This is a genomic window from Orlajensenia flava (assembly GCF_004801905.1).
In the GTDB taxonomy this organism is placed as follows: Bacteria; Actinomycetota; Actinomycetes; order Actinomycetales; family Microbacteriaceae; genus Orlajensenia; species Orlajensenia flava.
Genome location: NZ_SSSN01000003.1, coordinates 1,088,711 through 1,103,786 on the forward strand (window position 1 = coordinate 1,088,711; position 15,076 = coordinate 1,103,786).

Here is a 15,076-nt window from a genome sequence, read left to right on the forward strand (position 1 = left end):
CTAGCCTGATCGCACGAGCGGCGTGACGAGCGCAGCACCGGGATGCGAGATGGGCGGAGGACGAGCGGATGGCCGGCACGGGATTCACCAGCAACCTGCTGCGGCCGACGACCGGGGAGGAATCGCACCGCGTCACGTTCGTCGAGCTGTTCTTCGACCTCGTGTTCGTGTTCGCCGTAACGCAGCTCTCGCACAGCATCCTGGCCGAGCCGACGCTGGCGGGATTCGGCGAGGTGCTCATCCTCGCCGGCGCGGTGTGGTGGGCTTGGGTGGACACCACGTGGATCACCAACTGGCTGAATCCCGAACGCGGCGCCGTGCGCGGAATGCTCATCGTCCTCATGCTGTGCGGCCTGCTCATGTCGAGCGCCATCCCCGAGGCCTTCGCCGACAAAGGCTGGTTGTTCGCCATCGCGTTCGTCGCCATGCAGCTCACGCGCACCACGTTCGCATTGTTCTCGTTCATCGAGCAGCGCCGCCGTGAGAATGCGCTCAACGTCGCGCGCATCCTGGGCTGGTACGTGTTCTCCGGTGCCCTGTGGATCTGGGGCGGATTCGCCTCCCACGACGCCCGTGTCTGGATCTGGCTGGTCGCCCTGGCGGTCGAATTTTCCGGACCCATCAGCCGATTCTGGCTGCCCGTGATCGGCCGCTCCCCCGTCGAGACCTGGCAGGTGTCGGGCGAGCACATGGCCGAGCGCGTCGGCTTGTTCTTCATCATCGCTCTCGGCGAATCGATTATCGTGACCGGGTCGGTGTTCGCCGCCCAGCCCGTGAGCGGCGAGGGCATCGCCGCTCTGCTGGCCGCGTTCACCGGCACTGTGCTGCTGTGGCTGCTCTACTTCGCCCACGGCGAGCGCAGCGGCTCGACGTTCATCTCCCGCGCCAGCACCACCGGCACTGTCGCACGCACGACGTACACCTACATCCCCATCCTCATGGTCCTCGGCATCGTGCTCTCGGCGGTCGGCGACGACCTGGTGCTGGCGCATCCGCTCGGCCATCATGGCGCGACGGATGCCGGCAGCGCCGCGGTCATCTGCGGCGGGGCGGCGGTCTACCTGTTCGGCACCGCGCTGTTCAAGAAGTCCATCGGCGGCCCCTGGCTCGTGACGCACCTTGCGGGAGTGCTGGCCCTCGTCGCACTGTTCCTCGCGCACGACGCCCTCAACCCGCTCGCGCTGACGTGGAGCGTCAACGGCGTGCTCCTCGTGGTGGTCGCGATCGACGAATGGCGCTTCCGGCGGATGGCCGATGCGGAGGACGAGTCGGTCGAACTGGGCTGAACCCGCCCTATTTCACGCTTCCCGCGGTCAAGCCTCCGACGAGGCGCTTCTCGATGAGCATGAACAGCACCACGACCGGGATGATGGCCACGACGGAGACGCCGAACACGTACTGCCAACTGGTCTCGTATTGCCCGACGAACTTGGTCAGCGCCACCGAGAGGGGCTGGTTGCCCGCCGTGGAGAGGATGACGAGCGACGCGGCGAACTCGTTCCAGCAGGCCACGAAGGTGAACACGATCGCCGTCACGATGCCCGGCCAGACCAGCGGAAGGTTGATGCGGAACAGCACCGCCACGCGTCCGGCGCCGTCGATCTGCGCCGCCTCGTCGACCTCGCGCGGCACGCCGGCGAAGAAACTGTGCATGATCCACACGGCGAAGGACAGATTGAACGCCGCGTTGACGAGGATCATCGCGAGCCAGGTGTCGCTGATGCCGAGCGTGATGAACTGCCGGAACAGCCCGGAGGTCAGCACCGCGGGCTGCAGCATCTGCGTGACGATCACGAGGAAGAGGAACACCATGCGTCCCGGAAAGCGGAACCGTGCGGTGTAGTACGCGGCCGGGAGGGCGACCAGCAGCACGAGCAGGGTCGCGCATACGGCTATCACGATGGTCGAGATGAGGTTCTGCGGCAGCGGCGTCTCGGGCGTCGACCACATCGTGATGTAGTTCTCCCAGTGCCACTCCGTGGGGAAGTAGGTGGGGTTCACGCTGCGGATCTCGGGCTTGGTCTTGACCGACCCGAAGAACATGATCGTGTACGGGAGGATGAAGACCAGCAGCACGACCAGACCGGCCGCCATCCGCCAGGCGACGCGGCCGGCCGAGACCTGGTCCGCGGTGTACCGGCGCTTGCGTCGTGCGGGCGGCACGACGGACTCGGATGCCGGCGCGGGGGCGGGGGCGGTGACCGTCATGCTCAGACCTCCTTCATGGGCTTGACGGCTCTGACGTAGACCGCGACGATGACGAGCACGATGAGGAAGGCGACGACGCTGAGGGCACTGGCCACGTCGATCCTGTGCTGGTTCTGGATGTACTTGAAGATGAGCGTCATCACCGTGTCGGCGTCGTAGCCCGGGATCGATCCGGTCATCGTCTTCAGGATCGGGAGCGAGTTGAAGACGTTGATGATGTTGATGAGGATGGCGACCGAGAGCGCACCGCGCAGTTGCGGGAGCACGATGCCGAAGTAGGTGCGCGCCGGACCGGCGCCGTCCATCTTGGCCGCCTCGAGCCCCTCGGCGGGGATGGTCTGAAGTCCGGCCAGGATCGTATAGGTCGTGAAGGGCAGCGATACGAACACGGCGACGACGATCGACCAGGCGAACGCGGTGTCGGCGTGCTTGGTCCATCCGTAACCCTCGGGAGTGCTGACCAGCCCTAGGTCGACGAGGAACGTGTTGATGATGCCGAAGTACGGTTCCAGCCCGTAGTAGACGACGAGCGTGGTCATGACGACGCTCGCTGCCCACGGGATGATGACGGCCAGACGCACGAGCTGCCGGCCGGGGAAGGCCTTATCGAGCAACTGGGCGAGCCCGAGGGAGATGAGCACCGTGAGTGCGACAACGGCCACCACCCAGACGACCGTCCGCCCGAGGATCGGCCAGAAGTAGGGGAACGAGAACACGGCGACATAGTTGTCGAGGCCGACGGAGCCCTGATCGAGCCCGCTGAGGCTGATGTGCCGTGTGGAGTTGTAGAACATGACGACCGCGGGATAGAGCACCACCCCGAAGATCAGGATGAGGGCGGGCCCGATCCACGGGAGGGCGTGCAGCAGGTCCTTCCCGGTCGTGCCCGCTCCGCGGCGGGGTCTGCTCTCCGTGCCGCCCGCCCCACGGACGGGGCGGCTCGTGGCCGCCCCGTCCGTGGTCGATGAGGTCTCGACAGTGCTGCTCATGCGTCCTTCATTCATCGGTGGCGTTGCGTGGCGTCGCGGCGTGCTCAGCCGGCGTCGGCCTGAGCCTGGATCTCCTTCAGCACGTCAGCGGGAGCCTTGCCCTGCGCGATCTGGCCCATGAGGCTCTTGAACGCGGCGTTGGTGGCGTCCCACTTGGGGTTGGTGTTCGGGTAGAACACCGCGGACGGCAGCAGGTCGAGGAACGGCTTTAGCGCCTCGTCGCTGTTGAGCTGCTCGGCTCCCGACTTGGTGGTCGGCAGGAAGCCCTCGGTCTTCACCCACGGCACGTAGACGTCCGGCGTGTAGTAGTAGTCCAGGAACTTGGTGATGGCGTCCTTCTTGGAGCCGTCGTTCTTGAACGCCATCAGGTGGTCGGCGACACCGAGGGAGACCGGCTTGCCGTCGGAGGTCGGCATCGGCACGATCTCGTACTTCAGAGCGGGGTTGCCGGTCTTGATCTGGCCGACGGTCGGCGGCAGGCCGACCTGCATGCCGACCTTGCCCTGCACGAAGATGTCCATCAGCGGGCTGCGGTCGGTGGCACCGGCATCCGCCTCCGTCGCACCTTCGGTGACCATCTTCTGCATGAACTGGGCGGCCTCGAGATTCTTCGCGTTGCCGTCGACGGTGATCTTCTTCTCATCGCCGAAAGTGCCGCCGTTGCCGTAGAACCACATGGCGCTCTCGGCCTGGGCCTCCTCGGATCCGAGCGGCATGCCGTAGCCGGCGATGCCGTTGCCGAGCGCCGAGATCTTCTTCGCGTCGGCCAGCAGGTCATCCCACGTCTTCGGAGCCTCGGTGATTCCGGCCTGCTGCATGAGGTCGGTGTTGACGAACAGGGCGCGAGCGGATGCGATCAGCGGGGCGCCGTATTGCACCCCATCGACGGAGGAGACCTCGACGAATGACTTCTGGAAGTCGCCCAAGGTCTTGGACGAGACCACGTCCTTGATCGGGTAGAGCAGGCCGTCGGCAGCGAAGCCGGCGAAGGGGCCGCCGTTCATGATGTCGGGAGCCTGGTTGGCCTGGATCTTCGTCGTCACAACGTCGTTGAGGTTGTCCCACGACTGCACCTCGAGCTTGACCGTGATGTCGGGATACTTCTTCTCGAAGCCCGAGATGACGGTGTCCCACAGCTTCTGCGTGTTGTCCGAGTAGCTCGGCACCAGCAGGTTGAGCGTCGTGGCACCGCCGCTGGTGCTCTGGGCGTTTCCACCTCCGAACCCGCACGCCGCCAAGGAGACGGATGCCAACGCGGCGACCGTCAGAGCGGCCCCCCATCGCACAGACTTGTTCATTCGTAGCCTCTCTCATCTGGTCGCTCGACCGGCGGCGCCGCGGATTCTCCGCTGGCGCGCGAGACACCGGTCGAGGGACGGGGTGTCACGATGAGGCAGCCACACCTGCCTGCTGTTCCGACCGTCCGATCGCGACGGGTGCATCCGTGCATGCGAGAGGAGGGCCGGTGCTGAGAGTTTATTAATCGTCCCGACCGCAGCACAAGACTGTTGTTTTTCCAGTTTGTTAACTATCGTGTGCCACCCGTCCGGGGGTGGTCAGGCGGAGGGTCGGCCGCTCCGTCGCCGCGACGAGACGAGCACGATCAGGAAGGACGCGAGGACGACCGCGGCGTACACCCACGGCAGCGACCCGACGCCGAGCCAGTCGTACAACACCGCGCCGAGCAACGCTCCACCACCGATTCCGACATTGAACGCCGTCGTGTAGAACGCGCTTGCGGTGTCCCGGAAGCGTGCGGACGACGCATGCAGCAACCGCGTCTGCAGCAGCGGAGGGAGCATGCCGAACGCCACGTTCCAGACGATGAACGCGACCAGGCTCGGCACCGGCATACCCACGAGCACGCCGATGGCCGTCACGGCGACGATGATCGTGCCGAGGGCGATCAGCAGTCCTCGGGTGGGATGCCGCCCGAACAGCCATCCGGCGAGCACGAGGCCGACGGCACCGGCGATGCCCGCGGTGAACAGCAGCGGGCTGATGGCTCCGGCATCCACCCCGCCGAGTTGGATCGCGTATGGCGCGATGTAGGTGTAGAAGGCGTAGTGGCCGATCATCGTCACTGCGGTGACGACGCACACCACGATCACCGCGGGAATGGTGGGATCTGCTCGTGCCGGCGTCGCCGCCGTGTCCACTCCGACGGCGGGACGGGAGACCGGGGGCAGGAAGCGCCAGACCAGAACCGCAGCGAGGATGGTGAGGCCACCGACGATCGCGAAGGCCGCCCTCCATCCGACCGAATGACCGAGCGCGGTGGCGAGCGGGACGCCGAACACGAATGCGAGCGTTCCTCCGCCGAGGGCTATCGACACGGCGCGCGCGATGTGCTCCTTGGCCACCAGGTAACCCGCGTACGCGCCGACGAGGGAGAAGAACAGGCCGTGCGCCAGCCCGCCCAGCACGCGCGTGGCGACGACAACCGGATAGCTGGGCGAGATCGCCGTGACGAGGTTGGCGACGCCGAGCACCACGACGGCGACGACCATGAGCGCGTGCCGCGGGAAGCGACGGGTGAGCGCGGTGATAGGGGCGCTCGTGGCGACCACCGTGAACGCGAAGACGCTGACGAGGATGCCGACGAGCGGCTCGCTCACACCGAGCGCAGCGCTCATGTCGGGCAGGAGTCCCGTGGGAAGCATCTCGCCGGTGACGGCCAGGAACACGGCGGACGCCAGCACGATGAGACCGAGCCAGGGGAAGGCCGTGCGGGCGGTAAGGGATGAGGTCGTGGACAAGACTGCGTCTCCGACAGGCGTTCCCCGGGAGGATCCATCCTTCACCGGGTCGACTACGCGCTCGTGTGCGCGCCCAGGGCCGCGGTGAGCCGCGACCACCGGCGAGTCTAGCGCAGCGCTGGTTCCACTAGCCTGAGCGGATGGAGTTCGACGCCGCCCGGCCGCATCCGTCGCCGCATCATCACTGGGTCATCACCATCTCGTGCGCCGACCGACCCGGCATCGTGCACGCCGTGAGCGGGGCGATCGTGGCGGCCAACGGCAACATCACCGAGAGCCAGCAGTTCTCGAGCGCGGACACCGGTCGCTTCTTCATGCGTCTGCAGGTCGAGTCGCCCGCCGGCCTCGAGGAGTTCGAGACGGCGCTCGCGCCCGTCATCGACGCCTACGCCATGAACGCCCACGTCGACGTGGTGGGTCGTCCCCTCCGCACGCTCGTTCTCGCCTCCACGGCTGCCCACTGCGTCAACGACCTGCTGTTCCGGCAGCGCGCCGGGCAGATCGCGCTCGACATCCCGCTCGTCCTGTCCAACCACGGCACCCTCCGCGACCTGGTGGGCTTCCACGGCGTGCCGTTCGAGTCGCACCCGGTGACGGATGCCGACAGCAAGACCGCCTTCGAGGCGCGGGTCCTGCAGGCGGTCGCCGAGCACGACATCGAACTGGTCGTCCTCGCTCGCTACATGCAGATCATCAGTCCCGACCTCTGCGAGGAGCTCGCCGGACGCATGATCAACATCCACCACTCCTTCCTGCCGGGCTTCAAGGGCGCAAACCCGTACAAGCAGGCGCACGCCCGCGGCGTGAAGCTCATCGGAGCGACGGCGCACTTCGTCACGAGCGACCTCGACGAGGGCCCCATCATCGAGCAGAACGTGGTGCGCGTCGACCACAGCCGCACTCCCGCCGAACTGGTGGCGATCGGTCAGGACGAGGAGAGCCGTACCCTGCGCCAGGCGGTGACCTGGTTCGCCGAGCGCCGCGTGCTCCTCGACGGCGTGCGCACCATCATCTTCCGGTGAGGCGCGATCGGTAGGATCGAGGGGTGACGGATGCCCCCACCCCGCCGAGGATCGGTCCCAACGACATCCTCCGGTTCGTGCTCGAGATCTTCGCGATCGTGACGCTCGGCACCTGGGGATTCACGCGGTGGACGCTCCCGCTCCCCGGAGTCATCATCGGCATCGGCGCACCGCTCCTCGCCATCGTGCTGTGGGGCCTGTTCCGGTCGCCGCGCGCCGTGTTCCACATCGACGTGTTCGGCCGGGCCCTCGTCGAGATCGCCGTCTTCGGCGCCGCGGCACTGGCGTGGTGGGACATGGGTCAACCGATCGTCGCGGCGGTGTTCGCACTGGTGGCCACCGTGTCGGGAGTCGTCAACGGCCGCAAGGAACTGGCGTGAGCATGCTCGTGCACGGCGCACGCAAGCTCGACGCCGACGGCATCGTCGAGGACTTCTGGTTCGCGACCGACGGAGCAGTCATCTCGGCGACCGGCACCGGTGACGACTGGCGGGCCACGATCGACGGGCACGACGTGACGGATGCGGCCGGAGGCTGGCTCACCCCCGGCTTCATCGACCTGCATGCCCACGGCGGGGGCGGGGCCGACTTCGACCACGATGCCGAGGGGATGCGCAGGGCACTCGCGGTGCACCGGTCGCACGGCACGACACGTTCGGTGCTCAGCCTCGTGACCGCCCCGATGGACGCCTTATGCGCCTCCCTCGGCGCGATCGCCGACCTCGCGCGAGAAGACCCCCTGGTGCTCGGGTCGCATCTGGAGGGTCCTTTCCTGTCGCCCTCCTACACAGGCGCCCACGACCCGACGCTGCTGGTCATGCCGCGATCGGAATACGTCAACACGCTCCTCGCCGCGGCCGACGGCACACTGCGCCAGGTGACCATTGCGCCCGAGTTGCCGGAGGGCTTGGACGCCGTCGAGGAGTTCGCCACGGCCAGCGTCGTCGTCGCGGTCGGTCACACCGCCGCGGATTACCGGATGGCGCGCGCAGCGTTCGACCGGGGAGCACGGCTGCTCACGCACGCGTTCAACGCGATGGCGGGGATCCACCATCGCGCTCCCGGCCCGGTGACGGCCGCCATCGAAGACGAACGGGTCACCCTCGAACTCGTTCTCGACGGGGTCCACGTGCATCCGGCCGTCGCCCGCATCGCCTTCGCCGCGGCCCCGGGCCGCGTCGCCCTCATCACCGACGCGATGGCTGCCGCCGGTGCCGGCGACGGCGACTACCGCCTCGGCTCGCTCGACGTCACCGTTCGAGGCGGAATCGCGCGCATCGCCGGAACCGACACCATCGCCGGGTCGACGTTGACCATGGATGCCGCACTCCGCATCGCGGTGGAGCAGGCGGGCATCGATCCGGTCGCGGCGGTGGCCGCGCTGACGCTGACGCCCGCCCGGGTGCTGCAACGCGCCGACCTGGGCCTGCTGCGACCCGGCTTCGCCGCGGACGCGGTGCTCCTCGACGTGGGGTTCGCCGCCCAGCGGGTGTGGGCGAACGGGCGCCCACTACGCTGAGTCGCCGCGCCGCGGTCAACTGATGCTGATCAGAGCGGGACGCCCGTGACACGGTTGGCCCAGGCGTAGCGGTAGTAATCGGCGTGGGCGAGCTTCGACGCCGCTGCCTCGTCGACGATGACACTCACGTGCGGGTGCAGTTGGATGGCCGATCCGGGCAGGCTCGACCCGATCGGACCCTCGACGGCGCCGGCGACGGCATCCGCCTTGCCCTCCCCGAAGGCGAGCAGCACGAGGTGACGGGCGCGCATGATGGTGCCGAGGCCCTGCGTGATGCAGTGCGTCGGAACCTGCTCGGGCGAGTCGAAGAAGCGGGCGTTGTCGATGCGGGTCTGCTCCGTGAGTGTCTTCCAGCGGGTGGTCGATGCCAGCGACGAGCCCGGCTCGTTGAACCCGATGTGACCCGTCGTGCCGATGCCGAGGATCTGCAGGTCGACTCCCCCGGCCTCGACGATGAGCGCCTCGTAGGCGTCGCCGGCGGTGCGGATGCCGTCGAGCGAGCCGTCCGGCACGTGCACCAGCTCCGGCGTGAGGCCGAGCTGCTCGGTCACCTCGCGACGGATGACGGAGTGATAGCTCTCCACATGGTCCACGGGCAGTCCGACGTACTCGTCGAGGGCGAACGCCTGCACGTTCGAGACGTCGATAGCGTCGTCGCGCACGCGCGCGGCCAGAGCGCGGTACGTCGTCAGGGGCGTCGAGCCCGTCGCGACACCGAGGACCGCGTGCGGATCGGCGAGGATCAGCTCGGCTATCGCGTCGGCGGCGATCACGCCGGCCGCCTCGGCATCAGGAAGGATGATGACTTCAGCCATTGTCGACTCCGGTCAGGGCCGCTCCCACGGCGGCGGCGGGGAAGCCGAGCGGCAGGACGCGCACCCGCCCGGCGATGTCCAGGGACGACAGAAAGGGCGACACGCGCGCGCCCGCCGTGAGCGATGCGCATACCCCGTCCAGCAGCGGCGTTCCGAGCGCGCTGAGGCCGCCTCCGATCACGACGACGTCGACGTCGGCCGCCAGCACGAGGATGCGCACGGCTGCTGCGACACCCTCGAAGAAGCGCGACTGCACGTCGATCGCGATCGGATCGCCCGCGCCGGCCGCTTCGAACAGGTCCACTGCGGGCAGGGCGGCATCCGTCGGCCACATGCGGGCGATCGCCGAGCCGCTGGCTATGGTCTCGACGCAGCCCACCTGGCCGCAGCTGCACAGGGCCCCGTTGGGATCGATCGGGATGTGGCCGACCTCGCCCGCGACTCCATGACCGCCACGCAGCAGCCGGCCGCCGAGGACGATGCCCGCCGCGAGCCCGGTACCGAGGTTGAGGTAGGCCATCGACTCGAATCCGTTGGCCATCCCGGTCTCCGCGAGCAGGTGGTGGGCGCCCATCGCGGCCGCTTTGACATCGTTCTCCACGCGTACCGACACGCCGAGGCGCTCGCTGATGGCCGCCCCCAGGCGGAGGTCGTGGACGCCGAGATTCACGGCGTGGCTGACCCGCCCGGTGACCGAGTCGACGGCGCCGGGGATGCCGATGCCGATCGAGCTGACGTCGGCGAGCGACCTGCCCGACAGCGCCGTCACCTGCTGCGCGACGTCGACGGCCGTCGCGATGACATCGGCGTCTCCGAACCCGGTCGGCTGGCGCACCTGCTCGCTGAGACGTCCGTCCGTGTCCATGGCGACGGCGGCCGTCTTGGTGCCGCCGATGTCGATCCCGATCCTCACTGCTGACCCTCCCCGTCGAGCATGGCGAGAACTGCCTCGCCGAGCAGTCGCGACGCGCCGAAGGTGGCGACGTCGGCGTAACGGCGATCGTCCGACGGCCAGCCCATGTCCACCACGAGCACCGGCCGGCTGTCGGCGCGCCAACCGTCCACCGCACTCCGCGCGAACGCGTGCCGGTGGATGTCCTTGCCGACCACGATCACGGGAGCGCCTGCGGCGATCGAGGCGTTCGGCACCCCCGCAGACAGGGCGATCGGAGCGCTCCACACCGATCCCTTCGCGGCGGGATGTTGCGCCAGTGCGGCGAACGGTCCCCACGGTGCCACGCCGACCGCGATGTTGGCCACCGTGTCCACGCGCACGACCGCGGCCGCGCGGACGCCGCCGTCGAGCCAGGCGTGCGCGGCGGCGGAAAGGTCGAACGCGCTGATCACGTGGTCGAGGTCGAAGCTGGGGTCGATGGAGACGGATGCGCTCGCGAGCGCCCGGCTGGTCGACGACCCGAGAGCGTCGACGCGCTCGGCGGCCTCCCGAAGCCGTCGGGCGTCGAGCCGCCCGCTCTCGATGGCCGCCAGCACGGCGTCCTCGATGTCGCGCAGCTGCGCATCCGTGTTCTCCGTGCCGATGCAGAGCAGGTCGCAGCCGGCGTCGATCGCCCGCACGGCGGCCTCGGGGATGCCGTGGACGCCGCTGGCGCCCTTCATGTCGAGCGCGTCGCTGACGATGACGCCGGTGAAGCCGAGCTCGTCACGCAGCAGGCCCTGGAGGATGCGACGCGAGTGCGTCGCCGGGAAGTCGGGATCCACGGCCGGGATGAGGATGTGCGACGTCATGATGGTGCGCGCACCGGCATCGATCGCGGCCCGGAACGGCACCAGCTCGCGGTCGCGGAGGGTCTCGAGCGAGGCGTCGATCACGGGCAGGTCGAGGTGGGAGTCCGTCGCCGTGTCGCCGTGCCCCGGGAGGTGCTTGGCGCTCACGGCGATGCCGGCGCCCTCGTGCCCGCGCACCCAGGCGCCAACGTGACGGGCCACGGCCTGCGGATCGCTGCCGAAGCTGCGCGTGCCGATGACCGGGTTGTCGGGGTTCGAGTTCACGTCGGCATCCGGCGCGAAGTTGAGCGTGCAGCCGACGGCGGCGAGCTCGCCCGCAACGGTCGCACCCACCCGCTCGGTCAGGGCGAGGTCGTCGATGCGCCCGAGGACGGCCGGGCCGGGATAGGGCGAACCCTGGTCGTAGTAGAGCCGGGTGACGTCTCCGCCCTCCTCGTCGATCGCGATGACGACAGAGGGGTTGGCGGCGCGCATGTCATCCGTCAGCGTGCGCAACTGCTCGCGCGAGGCGATGTTCATGCCGAACAGGCAGACGCCGCCGAGCCCGGCGCGCAATCGATCGGCCAGCCACTCCGGCAACTCGGTGCCGACGAAGCCGGGCATGAGCGTGCTGGCCACCAGACGGCGGAGGCTCTCGAGATCGGTGGACTGCTCGGATTCGACGGCGTGCCTGCCGCTCATCCCTTCACCGCGCCGCTGACCAGCCCACTCGTCATGCGGCCCTGAACCAGGAGGAAGAACACGATGACGGGAATGGCCATGAGGGTCGACCCGGCCATGATCGCCGCCCAGTTGGTGGTGCCGGTGAGCGTCTGGAAGGTGCGCAACCACACGGGCAGCGTCATGGCCTCGGGGCGTGCATTCACCACGAGGGCGAGGAGGAACTCGTTCCACGCCTGGATGAACCCGAACACGCCGGTGGCGACGAGGCCGGGCGCGAGCAGGGGGAAGGTGATCTTCCAGAAGGCACCCGTACGGGAGAGTCCGTCGATCATGCCGGCCTCCTCGAGCTCGGCCGGGACGCCGTTGACGAACCCGCGGAGGGTCCAGATGGTGAACGGCAGCACCGTGGCGACGTACACGATGGTCAGGCCGCCGATCGAGTTGAGCAGACTCCAGCCGTCGAGCACGCGGAAGATCGAGACGATCATGGCCTCGCCCGGGATCATCTGCACGATGAGGATCGCGATGATGAACGCCTTGCGGCTCTTGAAGCGAAATCGGGTGACGGCGAGGGCCGCGAGGAACGCGAACACGAGCGCGATGGCCACGGTGAGGATCGTGACGAGGATTGAGTTCATGAACGCCGGGCCGAACTGCGCCCGGTTCTGGTCGAACAGCACCGTGCCGTAATTGCGCAGAGTGAAGTTATCCGGCCAGAAGTGCAGCACGCGGGCGCGCACCTGGTTGTTGGGCTGGAAGGACGTGTTGATCATCCAGTAGACGGGGAACACGGAGAACAGGAAGACGATGACCGCGAGGATGCTGAGCACGACGGTCGTGGCGCGCTTCTTGCCGGCGCCCGTTCGACGGGCCGTGGTGTCGATGGCGGCTCCGGCCGCGGTGGGGCGGGCGGTGGCGGTGATGGCGCTCACAGGTCCTCCTCCTTGATGGTCTGGCGAACGTAGTAGATCGAGATGGCCATGAGCAGGATGACGACGATCACCGCGATGGCGCCGCCTGTTCCGTACTCGCCGCCTGCGATCGACACCGAGTAGATGTAGGTGCCGAGCACGTTGGTCTGCTCCTTGATGCCTCCGATGCCCTGCAGCGCGAAGATCTGCGTGAAGACGCGGAGGTCCCAGATGACTTGCAGGATGATGACGACTACGAAGATCGACCGGAGGTACGGGACGATGATGAAGCGGAACCGCTGCACATAGCTGGTGCCGTCGAGCTGAGCCGCCTCGAGCACTTCGTCGGGAACCTGGGTGAGACCCGCGTAGACCGTGAAGGCCACGAACGGCACGGCGCCCCAGATGACGACGACGGCTGCGACGAGGAAGAACGAGAGCGGGTTGATCAGCCAGGAGTGCTGGGTGAAGTCGGTGAGTCCGAAGAGGTTCACGAGCACGTTGTTGATGACGCCGTAGTCGGTGTCGAAGATCCAGCCCCAGACGATCGTGGCCGTGAGGGCGGGCATCGCCCAGGCCAACAGCAGGCCGACCGTGAGCAGGAGTCGGAAGAACTTGCCCAGCCGCATCATCATGAGGGCGATCAGAGTGCCGAGCACCATCGTGAGCACGACGCAGACGGCGGCGAACGCGAGGCTCCGCGCCACGACCTGCCAGAAGGTGGGGTCGGTGAGGATCTTGGTGTAGTTGTCGAACCAGACGAACTCGGGCGGGGCGCCGAAGACCTGCGCGCGGCCGAACTTCTGGAACGACATGATGATGAGCTGGAAGAGCGGCCAGCCCACGATGGCGATCAGGATGACGAGCGACGGGACCAGCAGGGCGTACGGGGTGAATCCGCCCGGCCGCCGCCTGCGCGGCTTGGCTGCTGGCGCCGGTGCGGTCATCCGCTCGCCGTCGATCGCGGTGGGCGCCGCGTCCATCGCGACGATGTTCGAAGACATAGGAGTCATTCCCCTTTTATGATTGCGGTACCCACGCGTATTCCTAGGGCGCGGGAGAAACACCACTGCCCGGCGCGACATGCACGGTCGCGCCGGGCAGTGCTGTGTGGTTCGCCGGGCCCGCCGATGTGTGGGCAGCGGGCCCGACGGTCCAGTGAACGACTAGCCGTTGAGCGTGTCGTCGATCTTCTTGTCGGCGTCCTTCGCCAGCGACTCCACGTCGCCGCCCTGGGCGATCTTGACGAAGAGGTCGGTGAGGACACCGGATGCCTCGACATCGGCCCACTTCGGCGAAGCCGGGGTGAGCTTGGCGTTGGCGGCGGCCGCGGCGATGGCCTTGGCGACGTCGTCGGTTCCGAGCGTGGGCGCCAGCGACTTCAGCGACGGAACGAGTCCGTTCTTGCCGTAGATCGTCTGGAAGCCCTTGCTCTCGATGATCTTCAGCGCCGAGAGCGAGAGCTCGGGGTGCTTGGTCTTGGCGGAGATTCCGATGTTGGAACCACCGGCGAAGACCTTCGCGGCTCCTCCGTTCTTGCCCGGGAGGGCGTAGACGCCGAGGTTGGCCTCCTGGTCGGGGCAGCCGGGCGTGTCAGCGTCGGCAGCGGCCAGGATCGACCACTTCACCCAGCTGGGGGCCGAGAGCTGCAGCGTGGTTCCGTCGCAGAAACCGACCTGGGGGTTGGTCTCCTGGCCATCCTTGGGAGCGGCAGAAGCCTTGGTCATGACCTCCTGCACCTCCTTCAGTCCCTTGACGGAGTCAGCGGAGCCGAGCTCGGAGACCCACTTGCCACCCTTCTGCACGGCGATCTCTCCGCCGTTCTCCCAGATGAAGGGGAGGGCGTTGTACCAGTCCTGGCCAGGCCACCAGATGCCCGACTTGCCGGGGTTGGCGGTGGCGAGAGCCTCACCGTTGGAGACGTAGTCGTCGAGCGTCTTCGGGACGGAGAGGCCTGCTGCGGCCAGAGCGTCCTTCTTGTAGAACACCAGACGTGCACCCGAGTACAGCGGCGGAGCGTAGAACTTGCCGTCGTACGAGCCCGCCTCGACGAAGCCGGGGAGCAGGTCGTCTCCGCCGAGCTCCTTCTTGTGCGACGTCAGGTCCATGAATGCGCCGGCCGACGTGAACGCCGCAGCCTGCGTGTTGCCGACCTCGACGACGTCGGGGCTGTCGCTGCCCGACAGGCTCGTGGTGAGCTTGTCGACCAGGCCGGTCCAGCTCTGCTCCTCGATGACGATCTTCGATCCGGGGTTCTCCTTCGCGAAGGTCTTCTCGAGGTACTCCCGAGCGTCCTTCGGCGTGTCGGTTCCCACGAACCAGACGCGGATGTTCGCCTTGTCGGCGCCTGACGTGGAAGCAGCGTTGCCTCCCGAAGCGCAACCGGCGAGAGCAAGCGCAGCCGCGGCACCGATGGCCACGAAAGCGAGTTTCCTCATTGCGTT

At 67.8% G+C, this 15,076-nt stretch carries 14 protein-coding genes; 4 read left to right on the forward strand and 10 right to left on the reverse strand.

Annotated elements, in window-relative coordinates:
* The first annotated feature begins 68 nt into the window (after positions 1 to 68).
* Positions 69 to 1,286, forward strand: a complete 1,218-nt coding sequence (locus tag E6C70_RS07130; protein ID WP_136423573.1) for a low temperature requirement protein A — start codon at positions 69 to 71, stop codon at positions 1,284 to 1,286.
* A gap of 7 nt (positions 1,287 to 1,293) precedes the next feature.
* Here the strand turns inward: E6C70_RS07130 and E6C70_RS07135 are convergent, their stop codons facing one another.
* From E6C70_RS07135 to E6C70_RS07150, 4 genes are all read right to left on the reverse strand, one after another.
* Positions 1,294 to 2,208 carry a carbohydrate ABC transporter permease gene (locus E6C70_RS07135; protein ID WP_207670046.1) on the reverse strand — a complete coding sequence of 305 codons (915 nt, stop codon included), beginning with the start codon at positions 2,206 to 2,208 and terminating at the stop codon, positions 1,294 to 1,296.
* A 2-nt stretch (positions 2,209 to 2,210) separates the two neighbouring features.
* Positions 2,211 to 3,197 (reverse strand): carbohydrate ABC transporter permease, encoded by a 987-nt coding sequence (locus E6C70_RS07140; protein ID WP_136423575.1) that lies wholly within the window; start codon positions 3,195 to 3,197, stop codon positions 2,211 to 2,213.
* Positions 3,198 to 3,241: 44 nt separating this feature from the next.
* Positions 3,242 to 4,495 (reverse strand): extracellular solute-binding protein, encoded by a 1,254-nt coding sequence (locus E6C70_RS07145; protein ID WP_136423577.1) that lies wholly within the window; start codon positions 4,493 to 4,495, stop codon positions 3,242 to 3,244.
* 258 nt (positions 4,496 to 4,753) lie between these two features.
* Positions 4,754 to 5,956 (reverse strand): MFS transporter, encoded by a 1,203-nt coding sequence (locus E6C70_RS07150; protein ID WP_136423579.1) that lies wholly within the window; start codon positions 5,954 to 5,956, stop codon positions 4,754 to 4,756.
* Positions 5,957 to 6,096: 140 nt separating this feature from the next.
* On the opposite strand from E6C70_RS07150, the gene E6C70_RS07155 reads away from it, so the two are divergent.
* From E6C70_RS07155 to E6C70_RS07165, 3 genes are read left to right on the forward strand one after another with little or no spacing between them, the layout of a single operon-like run.
* Positions 6,097 to 6,978, forward strand: coding sequence for a formyltetrahydrofolate deformylase (locus E6C70_RS07155; protein WP_136423581.1), 882 nt, complete (start codon positions 6,097 to 6,099; stop codon positions 6,976 to 6,978).
* Between the two features lie 23 nt (positions 6,979 to 7,001).
* A complete protein-coding gene (locus tag E6C70_RS07160) occupies positions 7,002 to 7,358 on the forward strand; it encodes a YrdB family protein (protein ID WP_136423583.1) in 357 nt (118 codons plus the stop codon).
* A 2-nt stretch (positions 7,359 to 7,360) separates the two neighbouring features.
* On the forward strand, positions 7,361 to 8,497 hold the full coding sequence (locus tag E6C70_RS07165; RefSeq protein WP_136423824.1) for an N-acetylglucosamine-6-phosphate deacetylase: 1,137 nt from the start codon (positions 7,361 to 7,363) through the stop codon (positions 8,495 to 8,497).
* 29 nt (positions 8,498 to 8,526) lie between these two features.
* Here E6C70_RS07165 and nagB read toward each other — a convergent pair whose 3' ends face one another.
* From nagB to E6C70_RS07195, 6 genes are all read right to left on the reverse strand, one after another.
* Positions 8,527 to 9,312, reverse strand: coding sequence for a glucosamine-6-phosphate deaminase (gene nagB, locus E6C70_RS07170; RefSeq protein WP_136423585.1), 786 nt, complete (start codon positions 9,310 to 9,312; stop codon positions 8,527 to 8,529).
* Complete coding sequence (locus E6C70_RS07175; RefSeq protein WP_136423587.1) at positions 9,305 to 10,225, reverse strand: ROK family protein; 921 nt, start codon at positions 10,223 to 10,225, stop codon at positions 9,305 to 9,307. The genes nagB and E6C70_RS07175 overlap by 8 nt, the downstream gene beginning before the upstream one ends.
* Positions 10,222 to 11,739, reverse strand: coding sequence for a beta-N-acetylhexosaminidase (nagZ, locus tag E6C70_RS07180; protein ID WP_136423589.1), 1,518 nt, complete (start codon positions 11,737 to 11,739; stop codon positions 10,222 to 10,224). Before nagZ ends, E6C70_RS07175 begins: the two co-directional genes overlap by 4 nt.
* Positions 11,736 to 12,653, reverse strand: a complete 918-nt coding sequence (locus E6C70_RS07185) for a carbohydrate ABC transporter permease (RefSeq protein WP_235833308.1) — start codon at positions 12,651 to 12,653, stop codon at positions 11,736 to 11,738. Before E6C70_RS07185 ends, nagZ begins: the two co-directional genes overlap by 4 nt.
* Positions 12,650 to 13,636: a carbohydrate ABC transporter permease gene (locus E6C70_RS07190; protein WP_136423591.1), complete on the reverse strand. Its 987-nt coding sequence runs from the start codon at positions 13,634 to 13,636 to the stop codon at positions 12,650 to 12,652. The genes E6C70_RS07185 and E6C70_RS07190 overlap by 4 nt, the downstream gene beginning before the upstream one ends.
* Positions 13,637 to 13,798: 162 nt before the next feature.
* On the reverse strand, positions 13,799 to 15,070 hold the full coding sequence (locus tag E6C70_RS07195) for an extracellular solute-binding protein (protein WP_136423593.1): 1,272 nt from the start codon (positions 15,068 to 15,070) through the stop codon (positions 13,799 to 13,801).
* Positions 15,071 to 15,076 lie beyond the last annotated feature (6 nt).

Excerpts from the sequence above, each read along its gene's own strand:
- E6C70_RS07135 (WP_207670046.1), bottom strand. The coding sequence starts at position 2,208 with ATGACGGTCACCGCCCCCGCCCCCGCGCCGGCATCCGAGTCCGTCGTG.
- nagB (WP_136423585.1), bottom strand. The coding sequence starts at position 9,312 with ATGGCTGAAGTCATCATCCTTCCTGATGCCGAGGCGGCCGGCGTGATC.
- E6C70_RS07140 (WP_136423575.1), bottom strand. The coding sequence starts at position 3,197 with ATGAGCAGCACTGTCGAGACCTCATCGACCACGGACGGGGCGGCCACG.
- E6C70_RS07155 (WP_136423581.1), top strand. The coding sequence starts at position 6,097 with ATGGAGTTCGACGCCGCCCGGCCGCATCCGTCGCCGCATCATCACTGG.
- E6C70_RS07190 (WP_136423591.1), bottom strand. The coding sequence starts at position 13,636 with ATGTCTTCGAACATCGTCGCGATGGACGCGGCGCCCACCGCGATCGAC.
- E6C70_RS07165 (WP_136423824.1), top strand. The coding sequence starts at position 7,361 with ATGCTCGTGCACGGCGCACGCAAGCTCGACGCCGACGGCATCGTCGAG.
- E6C70_RS07130 (WP_136423573.1), top strand. The coding sequence starts at position 69 with ATGGCCGGCACGGGATTCACCAGCAACCTGCTGCGGCCGACGACCGGG.
- E6C70_RS07145 (WP_136423577.1), bottom strand. The coding sequence starts at position 4,495 with ATGAACAAGTCTGTGCGATGGGGGGCCGCTCTGACGGTCGCCGCGTTG.
- nagZ (WP_136423589.1), bottom strand. The coding sequence starts at position 11,739 with ATGAGCGGCAGGCACGCCGTCGAATCCGAGCAGTCCACCGATCTCGAG.
- E6C70_RS07195 (WP_136423593.1), bottom strand. The coding sequence starts at position 15,070 with ATGAGGAAACTCGCTTTCGTGGCCATCGGTGCCGCGGCTGCGCTTGCT.